Here is a 17207-nt window from a genome sequence, read left to right as displayed (position 1 = left end):
TCAGCGGCAGAGGGTGTCGATCTTCGCCGCGGTCGCCTGGGCGGTCTTCTCCCGGTTGGATTGCGCGGGATCGTCGGCGGGCGCTCCGGCCAGCTGGCCCATGCCGATGTAGGTCAGGTCGTTCGCGAACGACCTGACCGCGTCGGCGAGATCGGCCGGCACCGATCCGTTGAGGCGCGAGAGCAGGAACTCGCCCCCGCCGAGGGTGGCCAGCCGCGCATTCGCGGCAACCGCCTGCTGAGCCACCCGATCATTGCCGAGGTCGGCGTTGGTCTGCAGCGACACCGCGTTGCGCACCATCGTGAAGGCGTCGCAGACCTGGGTCTTGGGATCACCGGATGACGAGGACGTCGACCCCTCCGCGTCATCGGATGGCGAACGCAGGAGACCCCACGCGGCGACGGCCAGGGCGACGACGGCGACGGCGAGTGCGACCGGGGCGACGCAGCTGTGTTTGGTGTCAGACGTCGACGACAGCGGCTTGGTGTCGGACATGCGCGCGATCATAACGTCGACGGTGTTCGGCCAAGCCACCGCGACGGGCCGCACACGGCACCACAATCGACACTCCAGCGCACCGAGAGACTGCTGTGACCTGTTAGGTTGCTCCCGGGGGTAAACCTCGCTGCTCGCTCAACGAAACCAGGAGGACATTGTCGTGAAAATCAAGCCCGCTCTGGTCGCCGGGACCGTCGCTGCCGCGGCCGCCGTCAGCATGACCGGTGCGCCGTTTGCCTCGGCCGATCCAGAGGTCAAGTACCTCGGACAGCCGGGGGAACTCGTCAACGGCAATGTCGTACAGCACTGGACCGTCACCGGCCTGAAGCCGAGCACCGACATGATCCCGTACCAGCCCGTCGGCACGCTGTGGGAGGCCACCGCCACCGACGAGGCCATCTCCGGTTCGGCGACCCCCATCGTCTCGAATCTCAACGCACGCGCCCGTAACGGCGACACCTACCGGGTGCTGTTCGGCGTCGCGACCCCGCAGGGCGTGAACCCGTCAACCCTGGTTCAGGGCGAGAAGACCACCGGCAAGATCTATTTCGACGTGACCGGCGAGAAGCCCGACAGCGTGTTCTACTCCACCGGCGGGCCCGACCCGATGCTGCTGTGGGTGGAGGCACCGCCCGCTCCCCCGAGCGGGTCGACCGGGGCCCGCACTCCCGCATACACCGGTTCGTCGCCCGCAGCGTCCGGCACGGCCCAGACCACCTCTCCGGAGACGTCGACGACACCCACGCCGGGTGCCGCGCCGGCCTCCGCCGCCCCCGCTCCGACGGCCGCCCCGGTGCCCGCGGGCAGCGCGGGCACCCCGCTGCCGGAGGGCAGTTCGGGCACCCCGATCCCGGCGGGCAGCGCAGGGACACCGCTGCCCGAGGCCGCCGCTGCCGCCGCGCCGGCCAGCCCGGCACCGGTTCCCGCCGCCGTCGCACCGGCCCCGCAGGGCAGTTCCGGGACACCGCTTCCGGCGGGCAGCAGCGGTACTCCTGCCGCGGAGCAGGCGCCCGCCACGACCACCGTCGTGGTGCCGCCACCGGCCTGACAGCCTCACACCTGGTGGACCGCTACGAGTGTGAGGCCCACCAGGTGTACAGCTGCACCATGTTCGGTCCCTGGGGGCCGGACTGCACCTCACTGATCAACAACTCGGCGTCGGTGCTCCACCCGACCGTCGGCTTGCTCTGCTGGAACCCGCACACCAGCGTTCCTGCGGTCTGCTCCGGGGTGGCGTTGCGCCGCCACGGTCCGGGGGACTGGATGTTGCCGGGGCAGTCCACCACCGACGAGGTGCTGACGATGTCGTCGAAGAGATCCTTCACGGCAGCCCTGTCCTTGGCCAGCGTGTAGGTGGCCGTCAACGGCCCCCCGACGTCGTCGTTCTTCCCACAGCTCAGTTGCGCGAGCGCGCCCCGCGCCGGCACGACGGATTCACAAGCGCCGGGCGCGTATCCGCGCGGCAGCAACCGCATCAAACGCGCCTCGGCCTGCTGTTGCGTCTCTGTTGCTGACGTCGCCGCGTTGTCGTCGCCCGCCGAGGACTCTTCAGGCGACGGCCAGAACGTCCAGGCCAGCACCCCGAGGCCGACGACCGCGACGGTCGCCACCGCGATCAGCGCAACGGACCTGTTGTTCCGGCGCACCGGCCGCGGGTTCACCGACAGCGGCGCGTCGAAACGCCGGTCCGCCGCCACAGGCGGCGCCTGCACGTCGTCCACATGGAGCGGCCCTGTGTCTGCGTCGTCGGGATCGGGCTCGTGAGAGCTCATTCCGACAGGGTAGTAGGCACCCCGCCTCGGTCCTGCGGGGCACACCCGTCGATGCGGAGCGACGACACCGGTGTAGCCACGTCGCCGCGGTCACCCACCATCGCTGCCCGTATCCCCGGACCGTCCCCCACCCGCTGCACCGCCGGACCGACCGTTGTCCGGACCCGACGCGTCGCCCGAGCCCTGACCTGGGGCGGATCCTGCATCGCCGCCGTGGGCGGTGTCGCCATTGGGACCCCCACCGTGCTGGGGACCGGAAACGTCGCCGGGGGACGAACCCTCGGCCGGCCCGGAATCGTCACCTATGCCCTTGTTCCCGGTGTCGTCAGCCTCCGGTACGGACGGGCCCGGCGTGACCTCGGGCGTCTTCGTGGGCGGCGCGGGCGTCGAGATCTCGACGGTCGGCGGAGCTGACACTTCCACCGGGGGCGGCGCGGCCACGACGACCGGCGCGGGCGACGGCGGCGCGGGCGCGGGCGACGGCGGCGCGGGCGCTGGTGGCGGCGTTGCGACCGCCGGCGCCGGTGGCGTCGCGACAACGCTCGACGGCATGACCGGCGCTGCGACGGGTGCGGGCGGCGCGACGGGTGGGGCGAATGTAAGCACCTGCACCGCACGCTGCACCTGCGCCGTGCTGACCGACGCGGGCATGAACGCACCGACGACGTCGGCGAATCCCTGGATCATCGCCGCGGGCAGCTGCTGGCTGAGGAACTGCCACAGCAACTCCAGATCCGCCATCCCGATCGGTGACCCCGGCGAACCCGCCCCGCCACCGCCGCCGAACAGCACCGCAGATACCGGCATCGCGAATCCTGCGGACGCCAACACCTCGAGGGTCCTGACGATCTGGGGTAACCCGTGTTTCTCCACCGCAGTCAGGAAGAGGTCGGCACGCACGGTCGGGAAGTTGTCGTGCAGGATCTCGGCCAGGTGCGCGAGTGTCGGCAGTTCGGCATCGGTGAGATCGATGATCTGGTCAGCCACCACCGATCCGATGCGACCGGACGCGATCGACATCGACCCGTCCTCCTGTTGCCAGAGTTCCAGCGGCGAAAGGTGTCCCGGTATGTGATAGAGCGAAGCGCTGACCGCAAGACCGCCCGCGACGATCGCCGCTGCCGCGATGCGGACAGACGACCGCCGATCATCACATCCATGCGATCTGCTGCTGCTCATGGCCGGCCCCCTCGACGCGTGAACCTGGGCGCCAGTGCCCCCACGCCAGGTCACGAACCATTATCAGCGTTTGCTGAAATTGCGGTCAAGCGAATCGATTGCCACTGTTCGACGGCATTTGCATACGCAATCACTCGGCGCTGAGCCGACGGGCCCTTCACCCGACAACCCATGATCCGGGAACTTCCAGCCAAGATCCGATCTTGTTCCGACGGGGCCGATTCTCGTGCGCGGGAACGGAGCCGGTCGTCGGCAATCCGACACGTCGACATCGATGCCGGGCGGGCCGCTCGTCGGGCTCGGTGGAACTTTGCTGAGACGCCGCCTCAGCCGAGGATGAGCCCCGACGTCGGCACGCCGGTGCCCGCGGTGACGAGCACGTGCTCGACGTCGGGCACCGGATTGACCGAGGTTCCGCGGAGTTGGCGCACTCCCTCGGCGATGCCGTTCATGCCGTGGATGTAGGCCTCGCCGAGCTGCCCGCCGTGGGTGTTGATCGGCAGTCTGCCGTCGATCTCGATCGCGCCGTCAGCCACGAAATCCTTGGCCTCGCCCTTGCCGCAGAAACCGAGCTCCTCGAGCTGGATCAACGTGAACGGGGTGAAGTGGTCGTAGAGAATCGCGGTCTGGATGTCCCCGGGCGTCAGCCCTGACTGCTCCCAGAGCTGTCGGCCAACCAGCCCCATCTCCGGCAGGCCCAGCTCGGGACGGTAGTAGCTCACCATCGAGTACTGGTCGGGGCTCGAGCCCTGCGAGGCGGCCTCGATGACCGCGGGTCGGTGCTTGAGGTCCTTGGCCCGCTCGGGCGTGGTCACGACGAGCGCCACGCCGCCGTCGGTCTCCTGGCAGCAGTCCAGCAGCCGCAACGGCTCGGCGATCCACCGCGAGTTCTGGTGGTCGTCGATGCTGATCGGCTTGCCGTAGAAGTAGGCCTTCGGATTGTTGGCCGCGTGCTTGCGGTCGGCCACCGACACCGCGCCGAAATCGCGGCTCGTCGCGCCGGACAGATGCATGTAGCGGCGCGCGATCATCGCCACCTGCGCCGCGGGCGTCGACAGACCGTGCGGGTAGGAGAACGAATTGTCCACCCCGGTGGAGTCGGCGTTCTCGACCAACCGCATCTGCACCTGACCGAAGCGCATTCCCGAGCGCTCGTTGAAAGCACGGTAGGCGACAACACATTCCGCCACGCCCGTGGCGACGGCCAGGGCCGCCTGCTGGATGGTCGCGCAGGCCGCGCCCCCGCCGTGATGGATCTTGGAGAAGAACTTCAGCTCTCCGATGCCGGTGGCGCGGGCCACCGCGACCTCGGTGTTGGAGTCCATCGTGAAGGTCACCATGCCGTCGACGTCGGCGGGGGTCAGCCCGGCGTCGTCGAGAGCGTCGAGCACCGCCTCGGCGGCCAGCCGCAGCTCGCTGCGTCCGGAGTTCTTGGAGAAATCGGTGGCGCCGATACCGACGATCGCCGCCTTGCCGGACAGACCGTCGGTCACGCGGCACCCCCGATGGTGAGTGTGGCAGTGGCGATGACGTGGTCACCGAGGCTGTTGCGGCCCACGATCTTCAACGTGATGAGGCCGTCGACGATCTCGGTCACCTCCCCGGTGAACGTCACCGTGTCGTAGGCGTACCACGGCACCCCGAGGCGCAGGGAGATGGACTTGATCACCGCGGCGGGGCCGGCCCAGTCGGTGATGAACCGCTGGACGAGACCGGTGTCGGTGAGGATGTTGACGAAGATGTCCTTGGAGCCCTTGGCCTGCGCCTTGTCACGGTCGTGGTGGACGTCCTGGTAGTCGCGGGTGGCGATCGCCGTCGACACGATGAACGTCGGATTACCGTAGAGAGCGAGTTCGGGAAGCTTGGTGCCGACCTCGACAATGGGGACGCTCATGCGTCGGGCTCCCAGGCGTACAGCGTCCACGCCGGCCCGGACGTGCTGTCCGGGAAGTCGATATACGTTGCGCGCACAGGCATTCCGATCTTCACGGCGGCAGGATCGACGTCGCGGAGTTCGCCGAGCATCCGTACCCCTTCCTCGAGTTCGACCAGGGCGATGACGAACGGCGGCGTTCTGCCCGGCACCTTCGGGGCGTGGTGCACCACGTAGCTGAACACGGTGCCCTTACCCGACGCGACGAGATAATCCGACGAAGCCACCTCAACCTCGGGGTCCGCCCACAGGGCGGGCACCGGCGGGTGCTGCAGCGTCCCGTCGGGACGCTTCTGGATCCGCAGTTCGTGGGCGTTGACGCCGTCCCAGAAGAACTTGGTGTCCTTCGAGGACGCGGGCCGCATCATCGACTCGGTGTCGAGGTCCTCGGGGACGGCCGACGCGGGCGCGTCCTGGTCGGCGGGACGGAACTTCATGATGCGCCAGAGCATTTCGGCGACAGGTTCACCACCGACAGTCCAGGTGATCGTCTGGGTGATGAAGAAACCCTCGCCCAGCGCGGTGCGCTTCGGGCCGACGACGTCGGTCAGCTCGGCAGTGACGCTCACCTGTTCACCCGGCTGCAGGTAGCGGTGGTAGGTCTGCTCGCAGTTGGTGGCGACGACGCCGACATAGCCTGCCTCGTCGAACAATTCGAGGATCTTGCCCAGCGGGTCGTCGTCGGGGCGGACGCCGCCCAGCCCCATCATCGTCCACACCTGGATCATCGCCGGCGGCGCCACCACGCCGGGATGCCCGGCGGCCTTCGCGGCCTGCTCGTCGACGTAGATGGGGTTCCTGTCGCCCATCGCGTCGAGCCAGTGGTCGACCATCGGCTGATTCACCGGGTGTCGCGCCTGTCGCGGCGCGCTCTTACCCTCGGCCTTGACGCGCTCCGCCGCGGCCGTGATGTCTTCGATGGTCCGCTCCCCGCTCACCTGGGGACCCTCGGGACCTTGAGCCCCGACGCCGAGATCATCTCGCGCATCACCTCGTTGACGCCGCCGCCGAAGGTGATGACGAGATTGCGCTTGGTCATCTTGTCCAGCCAGTCGAGCAGCTCACCGGTCTGCGGATCCGCCGGATTCCCGTAGGTGCCGACGATCTCCTCGGCGAGCCGGCCGACCTCCTGGATGCGTTCGGTCGAAAAGACCTTGGTGGCTGCGGCATCGGCGACGGCGATGGTCTCCCCCGACGCCGCGACCTGCCAGTTCAGCAGCTCGTTCACCCGCCAGATCGCCTTGATCTGACCCAGCAGCCGCTTGACGTCGGCCTGCTCGATCGGCGTGACGCCGTCGGAGCCGGGTTTGGACGCCCATGCATGCACCTGGTCGTAGATACCGGCGACGCGCCCGGCCGGGCCCAGGCCCACCCGCTCGTGGTTGAGCTGGGTGGTGATCAGCTTCCAGCCGCCGTTCTCCTCACCGACGAGCATGTCGGCGGGCACCCGCACGTCGTTGTAGTACGACGCGTTGGTGTGGTGCGCGCCGTCGGACAGGATGATCGGCGTCCAGGAGAAGCCCGGATCCTTGGTGTCGACGATCAGGATCGAAATGCCCTTGTGCTTGGCGGCTTCCGGATCGGTGCGGCAGGCCAGCCAGATGTAATCGGCGTCGTGGGCGCCGGTCGTCCACATCTTCTGCCCGTTGACCAGGAAGTATTCGCCGGCCTCGTCCCGTTGGCGCACCGCTGCCGTCCTCAGCGAGGCCAGGTCGGTGCCCGCGTCGGGTTCGGAGTAGCCGATGGCGAAATGGATGTCGCCGGAGAGGATTCCGGGCAGGAACTTCTTCTTCTGCTCCTCGGTGCCGTACACCTGCAGCGTGGGGCCGACGGTCTGCAGCGTCACCAGGGGCAACGGGACGTCGGCACGGTTGGCCTCGTTGACGAAGATCTGCTGTTCGATCGGGCCGAACCCCAGGCCGCCGTACTCCTTGGGCCAGCCCATGCCGAGCTTGCCGTCTGAACCCATCCGCTTGATCACCGCGCGGTAGGCCTCGTTGTGCCGGTTCGACTCCATCGCCTCGGCCTCTTCGGGCGTGATGAGCGTCGAGAAGTACTGTCGCAGTTCGGCTTGCAGAGCCCGCTGCTCGGGGGTCAGTTCGATGTACATTTACGCTCCCACCAGATCGAGACGGTGTGTCGGACCACCCAGCACCCGGGTCAGATCCTTGATCGACGAGAAGTAGCGGTTCATCGGGTAGGTGATGTCCATCCCCATACCGCCGTGCAGGTGGTGGCACAGCCGCATCGCCGGCGGCGCCTGCGAGGTGAGCCAGTAACCGAGGATCGCGAGGTCGTCCTCGGCGTCGAGGCCCTGGGATAGCAACCACACTGCCGAGGTCGCCACCAGCGACACGGTGCGCGAGGCGATGTAGACCTCGGACAGTTGCGCCGCGACGGTCTGGAACGTCGACAGCGGCCGACCGAACTGCTCGCGGGTCGCGACGTAGTCGGCGGTCAGTCGAAGCGCGCCGGCCACCAGGCCGGCAGCGAAGGCGCCGAAGGCGGCCAGCGCCAACTGGTTCACGCGATGGGCCGTGCTCCCGGCGAGGACGTCGTCGTCGTCGACCGCGACGTCGGCGAACGTCACCACGAACTCATCGGCACCGGTCGACGTCGGCGTCTTCGTCGCCGAGATCCCGTCGGCATCGCCGCGCACCACGACCACGCCAGCGTCGGTGGTGACCACCAGCCAGTGCGCCTGCCCGGCGTAGCCGACGGCGAGTTTGGTGCCGTTGAGCCGGCCGGCCGAGAGCGTGGTCGCCGGCCGGTCGGGCTGTGAGGCGCCGGGTTCGTTGAGTGCCAAGCTGAGCACCGACCCCTTGGCCAGACCCGCGAGATAGCGGTCCTGCTGCGGTTCGGATGCCAGCTCGCCCAGCACCGCCGCCGCAGCGAGGGTCACCGGCGCCGGGCTGATCGTCCCGCGCCTGCCGATCTCGGTCAGCGCGGTCGCGATCTCGGCGAGCCCGAGCCCGTCACCGCCGAGCCGTTCCGGGGCGGCCAGTGCCAGCACACCGCCGGAAACCAAAGCGTCCCAGCTGTTGTCGCGCTCCAGCACGGACGTCACCACATCGGCGACCGCCTGCTGACCCTCGTCTGGACTGAAGTCCACCCGACACCTCCTCGAGTCTCGATGTGTCAGTGGCTGACCGGGCAACCCTTGCCGGTGTAGTCCACCTGCCAGTGTTTGATGCCGTTGAGCCAGCCCGACTTTAACCGCTCCGGATCGCCGATCGGCTTGAGTTCCGGCATGTTGTCGGCGACGGCGTTGAAGATCAGGTTGATCGTCATCTTCGCCAGGTTCGCGCCGATGCAGTAGTGCGCGCCGGTGCCGCCGAACCCGACGTGCGGGTTCGGGTTGCGCATGATGTCGAACTGGTCCGGGTGCTCGAAGACCTCTTCGTCGAAGTTGGCCGAGCGGTAGGACATCACGACGCGCTCGCCCTTCTTGATCTTCACCCCGCCGAGTTCGGTGTCCTCCAGCGCGGTCCGCTGGAAGGCCGACACCGGCGTGGCCCAGCGGACGATCTCGTCGGCGGCGGTCTCCGGCCGCTCCTTCTTGTAGAGCTCCCACTGCTCGGGGTTCTGCGAGAACGCGATCATGCCGTGGGTGATCGAATTGCGGGTGGTCTCGTTGCCGGCCACCGCCAGCATCACCACGAAGAAGCCGAACTCGTCGTCGGAGAGCTTCTCGCCCTCGATGTCGGCCTCGATGAGCTTGGTGACGATGTCCTCGGTCGGGTTGTTCTTGCGCTCCTCGGCCATCTTCATCGCGTAGGTGATGAGCTCGAAGGACGACATGGCCGGGTCGACGTCGGCGTACTCGGGGTCCTCACCGGCGGTCATCTCGTTGGACCACCGGAACAACTTGTCGCGATCCTCCTGCGGGACACCGAGGAGCCCGGCGATGGCCTGCAGCGGCAACTCGCACGACACCTGCTCGACGAAATCGCCCGAGCCCTCCGCGACGGCGGTCTGGGCGATCCTCTGCGCACGGTCGCGCAACTCGGCCTCGAGCCGTCCGACGGCGCGGGGTGTGAACCCGCGGGAGATGATCTTGCGCAGCCGGGTGTGCTGGGGCGCATCCATGTTCAGCAGCACGGCCTTCTGAAGGTCGATCGCATCGCGGGTCATGCCCTGCGGCCACGTCGGTATCGCACCGTCGGGGGAGCTGCCGAACAGGTCGTTGCGCTTGGACACCTCCTTGACGTCGGCGTGCTTGGTCACCAGCCAGTAACCCTTGTCGCCGAAGCCCCCCGTGCCGCCCGGCACATCCACCCAGTGGATAGGCTCGGACTTGCGCAGTTCGGCGAGTTCCTCGACCGGCAGACGCTCGAGATTCAGGCTCGCGTCGAGGAAGTCGAAGTCAGGGCTGATCGGGCAAGAGTTCGGGCCAGGCATAGGGAAGCACTCCTCAATTGCAACGTGTTCTAGTGCCAGTAAAACATGCCTCCACCGCAGATGAAAGGCACGGCGGCATCGCCGCTTGTCAGAGTAATGAAACGTGTTCTAGCCTGACGCCATGGGTAACCCTGTCATCGTCGAAGCCACCCGCAGCCCCATCGGCAAGCGCAACGGCTGGCTCTCAGGACTGCACGCCACCGAGTTGCTCGGGGCCGTTCAGAAGGCGCTCGTCGAGAAGTCCGGCATCGACGCCGGAGAGGTGGAGCAGGTCATCGGCGGCTGCGTCACGCAGTTCGGCGAGCAGTCCAACAACATCACCCGGGTGAGCTGGCTGGTGGCCGGACTGCCCGATCATGTCGGCGCGGTGACGATCGACTGCCAGTGCGGCAGCGGCCAGCAGGCCAACGGTCTGGTGGCGGGTCTGATCGCCTCGGGCGCCATCGATGTCGGCATCGCGTGCGGCGTCGAGGCGATGAGCCGCGTGGGACTGGGCGCCAACGCGGGCCCGGACCGCAGCATCATCCGCCCGGCGTCGTGGGACATCGACCTGCCGGATCAGTTCACCGCGGCCGAACGGATCGCCAAGCGGCGCGGCATCAGCCGGGAGGACATCGACCGCTTCGGCTTCGAATCGCAGCGCAAGGCCAAGCAGGCCTGGGCCGAGGGCCGGTTCGACCGGGAGATCAGCCCCATCGAGGCTCCCGTGCTCGACGAGAACAAGAAGCCCACCGACGAGCGGGCGCCGGTGACCCGTGACCAGGGGCTGCGGGACACCACGCTGGAAGGGCTGGCTTCCCTGAACCCGGTGATGGAGGGTGGCATTCATACCGCGGGCACCTCGTCGCAGATCTCCGACGGCGCCGCCGCGGTGTTGTGGATGGACGAGGACAAGGCGCGTGCGCTCGGTCTGACGCCACGCGCCCGCATCGTCAGCCAGGCCCTGGTCGGCGCCGAGCCGTACTACCACCTCGACGGGCCTGTGCAGTCGACGGCCAAGGTGCTCGAGAAGGCCGGCATGAAGATGGGCGACATCGACATCACGGAGATCAACGAGGCGTTCGCGTCGGTCGTGCTGTCCTGGGCCCGGGTGCACGAGCCCGACATGGACACCGTCAACGTCAACGGCGGGGCGATCGCCCTCGGCCACCCGGTCGGCAGCACCGGCAGCCGACTGATCACCACCGCGCTACACGAACTGGAGCGCACCGACAAGACCACCGCACTGATCACGATGTGCGCCGGCGGTGCGCTGTCGACCGGAACCATCATCGAGCGCATTTGAGGAATCACCCGTGATTTCGGACTCGGACCGCATCGCCGCGGCGCAGGCCTACATCAGTGCGCTGGCCAGCCACGACGCCGACGGCGTGCCGTTCGCGCCCGGGTGTACCCGCACCGAGGTGGGCCTCAAGACCGGCTTCTCCGGAAACCACCTGCGGCGCAGCCTCAACGGCGGCCTGCAGTACCGGGTGATCGAAGCCGTCACCACACCGGAGTTCACCGTCGACGGTGACACTGTCCGGGCCCGCTTCGACCTGGTGACCAAGCCGCGACTGGCCGGTCGCCGGGTGGGCGCCCACATCGACGAGACGTTCCTGATCCCCGCCGACGACCCGTCCGGCCGCGCCCAGATCCACCACATCCGGGCCGACATCCGCCCGTTCCTGACGCGATAAGGTGCACGCCGTGGCCGAACCCTCCCGCCCGCTGTCCGACAAGCAGATCAAGAGCCTGAACTCCAAGCCCGTCGCCGTCGCCATCAAATGGATGTCGCGCGGACAGACCTGGCTGTTCAAGAAGACCAACGGCCGGTTCGGCGACAAGTTCCTGCGCGGCTCCGAGGTCGGCATCCTGACGACGAAGGGCCGCAAGAGCGGCGAACCCCGAGACGTGCCACTGCTGTTCCTCCAAGAGGACCAGCGGATCGTGCTCGTCGCATCCCAAGGCGGCCGCGACACCCACCCGATGTGGTATCTGAACATCAAGACACACACGACTGTGACGTTCCAGACCAAACGGGACACGCTCTCCCTCGTCGCGCGGGAAGCCACCGACGACGAGCGCGACCACTACTGGCCCAAGCTCGACGCGATGTACCCCGACTACGCGAACTACCGGTCCTACACCTCGCGCAAGATCCCGATCATCATCTGCGACCCGGCCTGACTCAGGCGCCGTAGACGGGTACCGCGGGGCGCGCCTTGGCGAGCAGGTCGGCCACGACGGGGCCTAGTTCGGCCGGATCCCACTTCGCGCCCTTGTCGATCTCCGGTCCGTGCGCCCACCCCTCGGCCACGCGGATCTTGCCGCCCTCGACCTCGAACATCTTGCCGGTGACGTCCCGCGATTCGACGCTGCCCAGCCACACCACCAGCGGCGAGATGTTCTCCGGGGCCATCGCATCGAAATCCTGGTCCTGCGTGGACATCATGTCGGCGAAGACGGTCTCGGTCATCCGGGTGCGCGCCGATGGCGCGATCGCGTTGACCGACACCCCGTAGCGGCCCATCTCGGCGGCGGCGACGAGCGTCAGCGCCGCGATGCCCGCCTTGGCGGCGCTGTAGTTGGCCTGCCCGACGCTGCCCTGCAGTCCCGCACCCGAACTGGTGTTGACGATGCGGGCGTCCACCTGCTCGCCGGCCTTGGACTTGGCGCGCCAGTAGGCGGCGGCGTGCTTCATGGTCGCGAAGTGCCCCTTGAGGTGCACGGCCGTGACCGCGTCGAATTCCTCTTCGCTGGTGTTCGCGAACATCCGGTCACGCACGATGCCGGCGTTGTTGACCAGGACGTCGAGCCCGCCGAACGCGTCGACCGCCGTCTGGATGAGGCCTTCGGCCTGCGCCCAGTCCGCGACGTTGGCGCCACTGGTGACGGCTTCGCCTCCGGCGCCGACGATCTCGTCGACGACACTCTGCGCGGCGCTTCCGCCGCCGGCCGGCGATCCGTCCAGGCCCACACCGATGTCGTTGACCACCACCCGCGCGCCTTCGGCGGCGAAAGCCACAGCATGCGCGCGTCCGATGCCGCCGCCCGCACCCGTCACGATGACCACACGGCCGTCGAGCAATCCCATCGTCGTTGTCTCCTCTAGTGTTTGATGTCCGCAGTGGTGGTCGACAGGTAGTGCGGCGGCTCGCCGCCGCCGTGCACTTCGAGCGACGCCCCGCTGATGTAAGACGCCGCCGGTGATGCGAGGAACGCCGTCGCCCAGCCGATGTCCTCGGGTCTGGCGAGCCGGCCGAGTGGCACATTGCGCGAGATCGCGGCGATGGAGTCGGCGTCGCCGTAGAACAGTTCGGACTGCTCGGTCTCGACCATGCCGACGACCACCGAGTTCACCCGTACCTTGGGTGCCCACTCGACCGCGAGCGTGGCGGTGATGTTCTCGATGCCGGCCTTGGCCGCGCCGTAGGCGACGGTGCCGGGGGTGGGCCGCCGGCCGCTGACGCTGGAGATGTTCACGATCGCACCACCCGAATCCTGCTGCTGCATGACCGCATTCGCGTGCGTGGACACCGACAGTGCCCCGAGCAGGTTGAGCTCGACGATCTTGCGGCTGAACTTCGCCGACGCCTCGGCGGCCGCGACGTACGGCGAGCCACCGGCATTGTTCACCACGACGTCGAGACGGCCGTGGTCGGCGACGATGCCGTCGACGAGCGCGGCGACCGCGTCGTCGTCGCGGATGTCGCACGGGCGGAACTCGAACGGCGATCCGTCGACGGGCCGGCGTGCACATGTCACGACCGTGGCGCCCTGATCCGCGAAGACCCTGCTGATGCCGGCGCCGACACCGCGCACACCGCCGGTCACGAGCACGACGCGGCCGGTGAGGGCGAGACGGATGGTGCTGTCGACGGCGTCAGTCACTGTGCTAGCGTACCAAGCAAGTGCTTGCTTAGGTAGCCACCCAGGAGTTGCGCATGCCGATCACCACCGCGACCGTGGAACCGGGAATCGTTTCGGTCACCGTCGACTACCCGCCCGTCAACGCGATTCCGTCGCGCGGCTGGTTCGAACTCGCCGACGCGATCACCGCGGCCGGCCGTGACCTCGCCACGCACGTGGTGATCCTGCGCGCCGAGGGACGGGGTTTCAACGCCGGCGTCGACATCAAGGAGATGCAGAAGACCGAGGGCTTCACCGCGCTGATCGACGCCAATCGGGGCTGCTTCGAGGCGTTCCGCGCGGTGTACGAATGCGCGGTGCCGGTGGTGGCGGCGGTCAACGGATTCTGCGTGGGCGGCGGCATCGGGCTCGTCGGCAACGCCGACGTCATCGTCGCCTCCGACGACGCGAAGTTCGGACTGCCCGAGGTCGAGCGCGGCGCACTCGGCGCGGCGACCCACCTGTCCCGCCTTGTGCCGCAACACATGATGCGCCGGCTGTTCTTCACGGCGGCCACCGTCGACGCCGAGACGCTGCACCACTTCGGCTCGGTGCACGAGGTCGTCCCCCGTGCCGACCTCGACGAAGCGGCCCTGCGGGTGGCGCGCGACATCGCGGCCAAGGACACCCGGGTGATCCGCGCCGCCAAGGAAGCACTGAACTTCATCGACATCCAGCCGGTCAACGCGCGCTACCGCATGGAGCAGGGCTTCACGTTCGAACTCAATCTCGCCGGCGTCTCCGACGAACACCGGGATGCGTTCGCGGGTACGGACAAGGGAGCCAAATGACCGATAAACGGACGACTCTCGACGAGGCGGTCGCCGGTATCGAGAGCGGCATGACGATCGGCATCGGCGGGTGGGGATCGCGGCGCAAACCGATGGCGTTCGTGCGGGCGCTGCTGCGCACCGGCGTCACCGACCTGACCGTGGTCAGCTACGGCGGTCCCGACGTCGGCCTGCTCTGCTCGGCGGGCAAGATCAAGCGGGTCTACTACGGCTTCGTGTCGCTGGACTCGCCGCCGTTCTACGATCCGTGGTTCGCCAAGGCACGCACCTCAGGAACGATCGAGGCGCGCGAGATGGACGAGGGCATGCTGCGCTGCGGACTGCAGGCCGCCGCCCAGCGGTTGCCGTTCCTGCCGATCCGCGCCGGACTCGGCAGCGACGTCCGCGCGTTCTGGGGCGACGAGCTCAAGACCGTGCGCTCGCCGTATCCCACCCCGATCATCCCCGGGTCGCTTCGCTCCTGCCCGCCGGGCGACGGCTACGAGGAGCTCATCGCGATGCCCGCGCTGAACCTCGACGCCGCGTTCGTGCACCTGAACGTCGGCGACGCGCAGGGCAACGCGGCCTACACCGGTATCGATCCGTACTTCGACGACCTGTTCCTGATGTCGGCCGAGAGGCGCTACCTGTCGGTGGAGAAGGTGGTGCCGACCGAGGAGCTCGTGAAATCCGTTCCGCCGCAGGCCCTGCTGATCAACCGGATGATGGTCGACACCGTGGTCGAGGCGCCGGGCGGTGCGCACTTCACCACGGCCGAGCCCGACTACCGGCGTGACGAGAAGTTCCAGCGCCATTACGCCGAGGCCGCCGGATCCGACGAGACCTGGTCGACGTTCGTCGAGACGTACCTGTCCGGCAGCGAGGCCGACTACCAGGCGGCCGTGCGGAAGTTCAAGGAGTCCACCGAGGAGGACCGAGGATGATCTCCGCAACCCGCGCCGAGGTGTGCGCCGTCGCCTGTGCCGAATTGTTCCGTGACGCAGGCGAGATCATGGTCAGCCCGATGACCACCATCGTCTCGATCGGCGCCCGGCTGGCGCGGCTGACCTTCTCCCCCGACATCCTGCTCACCGACGGCGAGGCCCGGCTGATCGCCGACACCCCCGCGATCGGCGCGGCTGCGGCCATCGAGGGCTGGATGCCGTTCGGCCGGGTGTTCGAGACCCTGGCCTGGGGCCGTCGCCATGTCGTCATGGGCGCCAACCAGATCGACCGCTACGGCAATCAGAACCTGTCGGCGTTCGGGCCCCTGCAGCACCCGACCCGGCAGATGTTCGGGGTACGCGGCGCACCCGGCAACACGATCAACCACGCCACCAGCTACTGGGTGGGCAACCACTCCACCCGAGTGTTCGGCGGGTCCGTCGACGTGGTCTCCGGGATCGGCTGGGACAAGGTCGATCCGGACAATCCCGCCTACCGGTTCGTCAACGTCTTCCGGGTCGTGACCAACCTGGGTGTGTTCGACTTCAACGGACCGGACCACCAGATGCGCGCGGTGTCACTCCATCCCGGGATCGAGCCCGCACAGGTTACCGAGAACACCTCGTTCGAGGTGCACGGACTCGGCGAGGCAGACACCACTCGGCTGCCGACCGCCGACGAGCTGACGATCCTGCGCGAGGTGATCGACCCGAAAGCGCTGCGCGACAAGGAAGTCCGATGAGTCGGTTGACCACCCCGCTCACCCAACTGGTGGGCATCGAGCACCCGGTCGTGCAGACCGGTATGGGGTGGGTGGCCGGCGCCCGGCTGGTCGCGGCGACGTCGAACGCGGGCGGTCTTGGCATCCTCGCCTCGGCCACCATGACGCTCGAGGAACTGACCACCGCCGTGGCCAAGGTCAAGGCCGCGACCGACAAACCCTTCGGCATCAACATCCGTGCCGACGCCGGCGACGCGAACGACCGCGTCGACCTCCTGATCCGCGAAGGAGTCAGAGTCGCCTCCTTCGCCCTGGCCCCCAAGCCCGATCTGATCGCGCGGCTCAAAGAAGCGGGCGTGGTGGTCATCCCGTCGGTGGGCCTGGCCAAGCACGCGAAGAAGGTCGCCGGCTGGGGCGCCGACGCCGTCATCGTGCAGGGCGGCGAGGGCGGCGGCCACACCGGGCCGATCGCCACGACGCTGCTTCTGCCGTCGGTGCTCGACGCGGTCGCCGACACCGGGATGCCGGTGATCGCCGCGGGCGGTTTCTTCGACGGGCGTGGGCTCGCGGCCGCGCTGTCCTACGGCGCCGCGGGCGTGGCCATGGGTACGCGTTTCCTGCTGACCTCCGATTCGACCGTGCCCGACGCGGTGAAGCAGCGCTACCTGCAGGCGGCGCTGGACGGCACCGTGGTCTCCACCCGGGTCGACGGGATGCCCCACCGGGTGCTGCGTACCGGCCTGGTGGAGAAACTGGAGAGCGGATCCCCGGTGCGTGGCCTCGCCGCGGCGGTGACCAACGCACAGAAGTTCAAGAAGATGACCGGCATGACGTGGCGGTCGATGATCCGCGACGGCATGGCGATGCGGCACGGCAAGGACCTGACCTGGTCCCAGGTCGTGATGGCCGCCAACACCCCGATGCTGCTGAAGGCCGGCCTGGTGGAGGGCAACACCGATGCCGGCGTACTGGCCTCGGGGCAGGTCGCCGGCATCATCTCCGACCTGCCCTCGTGCGCCGAGTTGATCGAGAGCATCGTCGGCGAGGCGATCGAGCACCTGGAATCCGCGGGATCGTTCATCAGAAAGTGAAGCTTT

19 protein-coding genes are annotated in these 17207 nt (G+C 68.2%); 8 read left to right on the top strand and 11 right to left on the bottom strand.

Features of this window, described 5'->3' with window-relative positions; translation table 11 throughout:
* A complete protein-coding gene (locus G6N45_RS08085) occupies positions 1–495 on the bottom strand; it encodes a hypothetical protein (protein WP_246228917.1) in 495 nt (164 codons plus the stop codon).
* Between the two features lie 163 nt (positions 496–658).
* Here G6N45_RS08085 and G6N45_RS08080 point away from each other — a divergent pair, with 163 nt between their 5' ends.
* The gene (locus G6N45_RS08080; RefSeq protein WP_163721469.1) at positions 659–1546 is read left to right on the top strand and encodes an MPT63 family protein; all 888 of its coding nucleotides are present in this window, start codon (positions 659–661) and stop codon (positions 1544–1546) included.
* A gap of 22 nt (positions 1547–1568) precedes the next feature.
* Here G6N45_RS08080 and G6N45_RS08075 read toward each other — a convergent pair whose 3' ends face one another.
* The 8 genes from G6N45_RS08075 to G6N45_RS08040 all read right to left on the bottom strand — a co-directional run bounded on the left by G6N45_RS08075 (position 1569) and on the right by G6N45_RS08040 (position 9783).
* On the bottom strand, positions 1569–2270 hold the full coding sequence (locus G6N45_RS08075) for a hypothetical protein (RefSeq protein WP_163721468.1): 702 nt from the start codon (positions 2268–2270) through the stop codon (positions 1569–1571).
* Between the two features lie 90 nt (positions 2271–2360).
* Positions 2361–3290, bottom strand: a complete 930-nt coding sequence (locus G6N45_RS27800) for a hypothetical protein (RefSeq protein WP_179965292.1) — start codon at positions 3288–3290, stop codon at positions 2361–2363.
* Between the two features lie 485 nt (positions 3291–3775).
* A complete protein-coding gene (locus G6N45_RS08065) occupies positions 3776–4930 on the bottom strand; it encodes a 17-hydroxy-3-oxo-4-pregnene-20-carboxyl-CoA lyase (RefSeq protein ID WP_179965354.1) in 1155 nt (384 codons plus the stop codon).
* Positions 4931–4938: 8 nt separating this feature from the next.
* The gene (locus tag G6N45_RS08060; RefSeq protein WP_163721464.1) at positions 4939–5343 is read right to left on the bottom strand and encodes a MaoC family dehydratase; all 405 of its coding nucleotides are present in this window, start codon (positions 5341–5343) and stop codon (positions 4939–4941) included.
* Entirely contained in the window at positions 5340–6320 is a 981-nt protein-coding gene (locus G6N45_RS08055; protein WP_179965291.1) for a bifunctional MaoC family dehydratase N-terminal/OB-fold nucleic acid binding domain-containing protein, read from the bottom strand. The genes G6N45_RS08060 and G6N45_RS08055 overlap by 4 nt, the downstream gene beginning before the upstream one ends.
* Positions 6317–7492, bottom strand: a complete 1176-nt coding sequence (gene fadE29 / locus G6N45_RS08050) for an acyl-CoA dehydrogenase FadE29 (RefSeq protein WP_163721462.1) — start codon at positions 7490–7492, stop codon at positions 6317–6319. Before fadE29 ends, G6N45_RS08055 begins: the two co-directional genes overlap by 4 nt.
* Positions 7493–8494 (bottom strand): acyl-CoA dehydrogenase family protein, encoded by a 1002-nt coding sequence (locus G6N45_RS08045; protein ID WP_163721460.1) that lies wholly within the window; start codon positions 8492–8494, stop codon positions 7493–7495.
* A 26-nt stretch (positions 8495–8520) separates the two neighbouring features.
* Entirely contained in the window at positions 8521–9783 is a 1263-nt protein-coding gene (locus G6N45_RS08040) for a cytochrome P450 (RefSeq protein ID WP_163721458.1), read from the bottom strand.
* 121 nt (positions 9784–9904) lie between these two features.
* Here G6N45_RS08040 and G6N45_RS08035 point away from each other — a divergent pair, with 121 nt between their 5' ends.
* The 3 genes from G6N45_RS08035 to G6N45_RS08025 are packed head-to-tail and all read left to right on the top strand — an operon-like array spanning position 9905 to position 11952.
* Positions 9905–11068 carry a steroid 3-ketoacyl-CoA thiolase gene (locus tag G6N45_RS08035; RefSeq protein ID WP_057149293.1) on the top strand — a complete coding sequence of 388 codons (1164 nt, stop codon included), beginning with the start codon at positions 9905–9907 and terminating at the stop codon, positions 11066–11068.
* A gap of 10 nt (positions 11069–11078) precedes the next feature.
* Positions 11079–11462 carry a DUF8021 domain-containing protein gene (locus G6N45_RS08030; protein WP_163721455.1) on the top strand — a complete coding sequence of 128 codons (384 nt, stop codon included), beginning with the start codon at positions 11079–11081 and terminating at the stop codon, positions 11460–11462.
* Between the two features lie 10 nt (positions 11463–11472).
* Positions 11473–11952 carry a nitroreductase family deazaflavin-dependent oxidoreductase gene (locus G6N45_RS08025; RefSeq protein ID WP_163721453.1) on the top strand — a complete coding sequence of 160 codons (480 nt, stop codon included), beginning with the start codon at positions 11473–11475 and terminating at the stop codon, positions 11950–11952.
* A gap of 1 nt (position 11953) precedes the next feature.
* Here the strand turns inward: G6N45_RS08025 and G6N45_RS08020 are convergent, their stop codons facing one another.
* Positions 11954–12859, bottom strand: coding sequence for an SDR family oxidoreductase (locus G6N45_RS08020; RefSeq protein ID WP_163721451.1), 906 nt, complete (start codon positions 12857–12859; stop codon positions 11954–11956).
* Positions 12860–12873: 14 nt separating this feature from the next.
* Positions 12874–13656, bottom strand: coding sequence for an SDR family oxidoreductase (locus tag G6N45_RS08015; protein ID WP_163721449.1), 783 nt, complete (start codon positions 13654–13656; stop codon positions 12874–12876).
* A 53-nt stretch (positions 13657–13709) separates the two neighbouring features.
* On the opposite strand from G6N45_RS08015, the gene echA20 reads away from it, so the two are divergent.
* Genes echA20 through ipdC form a run of 4 tightly spaced genes read left to right on the top strand, consistent with a single transcriptional unit; the run spans position 13710 to position 17201 of the window.
* Positions 13710–14465 (top strand): (7aS)-7a-methyl-1,5-dioxo-2,3,5,6,7,7a-hexahydro-1H-indene-carboxyl-CoA hydrolase, encoded by a 756-nt coding sequence (gene echA20, locus G6N45_RS08010; protein WP_163721447.1) that lies wholly within the window; start codon positions 13710–13712, stop codon positions 14463–14465.
* Positions 14462–15388, top strand: a complete 927-nt coding sequence (ipdA, locus tag G6N45_RS08005) for a cholesterol ring-cleaving hydrolase subunit IpdA (protein WP_163721445.1) — start codon at positions 14462–14464, stop codon at positions 15386–15388. Before echA20 ends, ipdA begins: the two co-directional genes overlap by 4 nt.
* On the top strand, positions 15385–16131 hold the full coding sequence (ipdB, locus tag G6N45_RS08000) for a cholesterol ring-cleaving hydrolase subunit IpdB (RefSeq protein ID WP_163721444.1): 747 nt from the start codon (positions 15385–15387) through the stop codon (positions 16129–16131). The genes ipdA and ipdB overlap by 4 nt, the downstream gene beginning before the upstream one ends.
* The gene (ipdC, locus tag G6N45_RS07995; RefSeq protein ID WP_163721442.1) at positions 16128–17201 is read left to right on the top strand and encodes a (3aS,4S,5R,7aS)-5-hydroxy-7a-methyl-1-oxo-octahydro-1H-indene-4-carboxyl-CoA dehydrogenase; all 1074 of its coding nucleotides are present in this window, start codon (positions 16128–16130) and stop codon (positions 17199–17201) included. The genes ipdB and ipdC overlap by 4 nt, the downstream gene beginning before the upstream one ends.
* The last annotated feature ends 6 nt before the right edge of the window (positions 17202–17207 follow it).

Source organism: Mycolicibacterium psychrotolerans (genome assembly GCF_010729305.1).
Classification (GTDB): Bacteria; Actinomycetota; Actinomycetes; order Mycobacteriales; family Mycobacteriaceae; genus Mycobacterium; species Mycobacterium psychrotolerans.
The sequence above is the reverse complement of the archived record's forward strand: the minus strand, read 5'-3'. Positions and strand labels throughout refer to the sequence as shown.

What these genes read in the sequence shown, in the direction of transcription:
- G6N45_RS08020 (WP_163721451.1), bottom strand. Translation starts at nt 12,859, where the DNA reads ATGGGATTGCTCGACGGCCGTGTGGTCATCGTGACGGGTGCGGGCGGC.
- G6N45_RS08040 (WP_163721458.1), bottom strand. Translation starts at nt 9,783, where the DNA reads ATGCCTGGCCCGAACTCTTGCCCGATCAGCCCTGACTTCGACTTCCTC.
- G6N45_RS08075 (WP_163721468.1), bottom strand. Translation starts at nt 2,270, where the DNA reads ATGAGCTCTCACGAGCCCGATCCCGACGACGCAGACACAGGGCCGCTC.
- ipdC (WP_163721442.1), top strand. Translation starts at nt 16,128, where the DNA reads ATGAGTCGGTTGACCACCCCGCTCACCCAACTGGTGGGCATCGAGCAC.
- ipdB (WP_163721444.1), top strand. Translation starts at nt 15,385, where the DNA reads ATGATCTCCGCAACCCGCGCCGAGGTGTGCGCCGTCGCCTGTGCCGAA.
- G6N45_RS08060 (WP_163721464.1), bottom strand. Translation starts at nt 5,343, where the DNA reads ATGAGCGTCCCCATTGTCGAGGTCGGCACCAAGCTTCCCGAACTCGCT.
- echA20 (WP_163721447.1), top strand. Translation starts at nt 13,710, where the DNA reads ATGCCGATCACCACCGCGACCGTGGAACCGGGAATCGTTTCGGTCACC.
- ipdA (WP_163721445.1), top strand. Translation starts at nt 14,462, where the DNA reads ATGACCGATAAACGGACGACTCTCGACGAGGCGGTCGCCGGTATCGAG.
- G6N45_RS27800 (WP_179965292.1), bottom strand. Translation starts at nt 3,290, where the DNA reads ATGTCGATCGCGTCCGGTCGCATCGGATCGGTGGTGGCTGACCAGATC.
- fadE29 (WP_163721462.1), bottom strand. Translation starts at nt 7,492, where the DNA reads ATGTACATCGAACTGACCCCCGAGCAGCGGGCTCTGCAAGCCGAACTG.
- G6N45_RS08035 (WP_057149293.1), top strand. Translation starts at nt 9,905, where the DNA reads ATGGGTAACCCTGTCATCGTCGAAGCCACCCGCAGCCCCATCGGCAAG.
- G6N45_RS08085 (WP_246228917.1), bottom strand. Translation starts at nt 495, where the DNA reads ATGTCCGACACCAAGCCGCTGTCGTCGACGTCTGACACCAAACACAGC.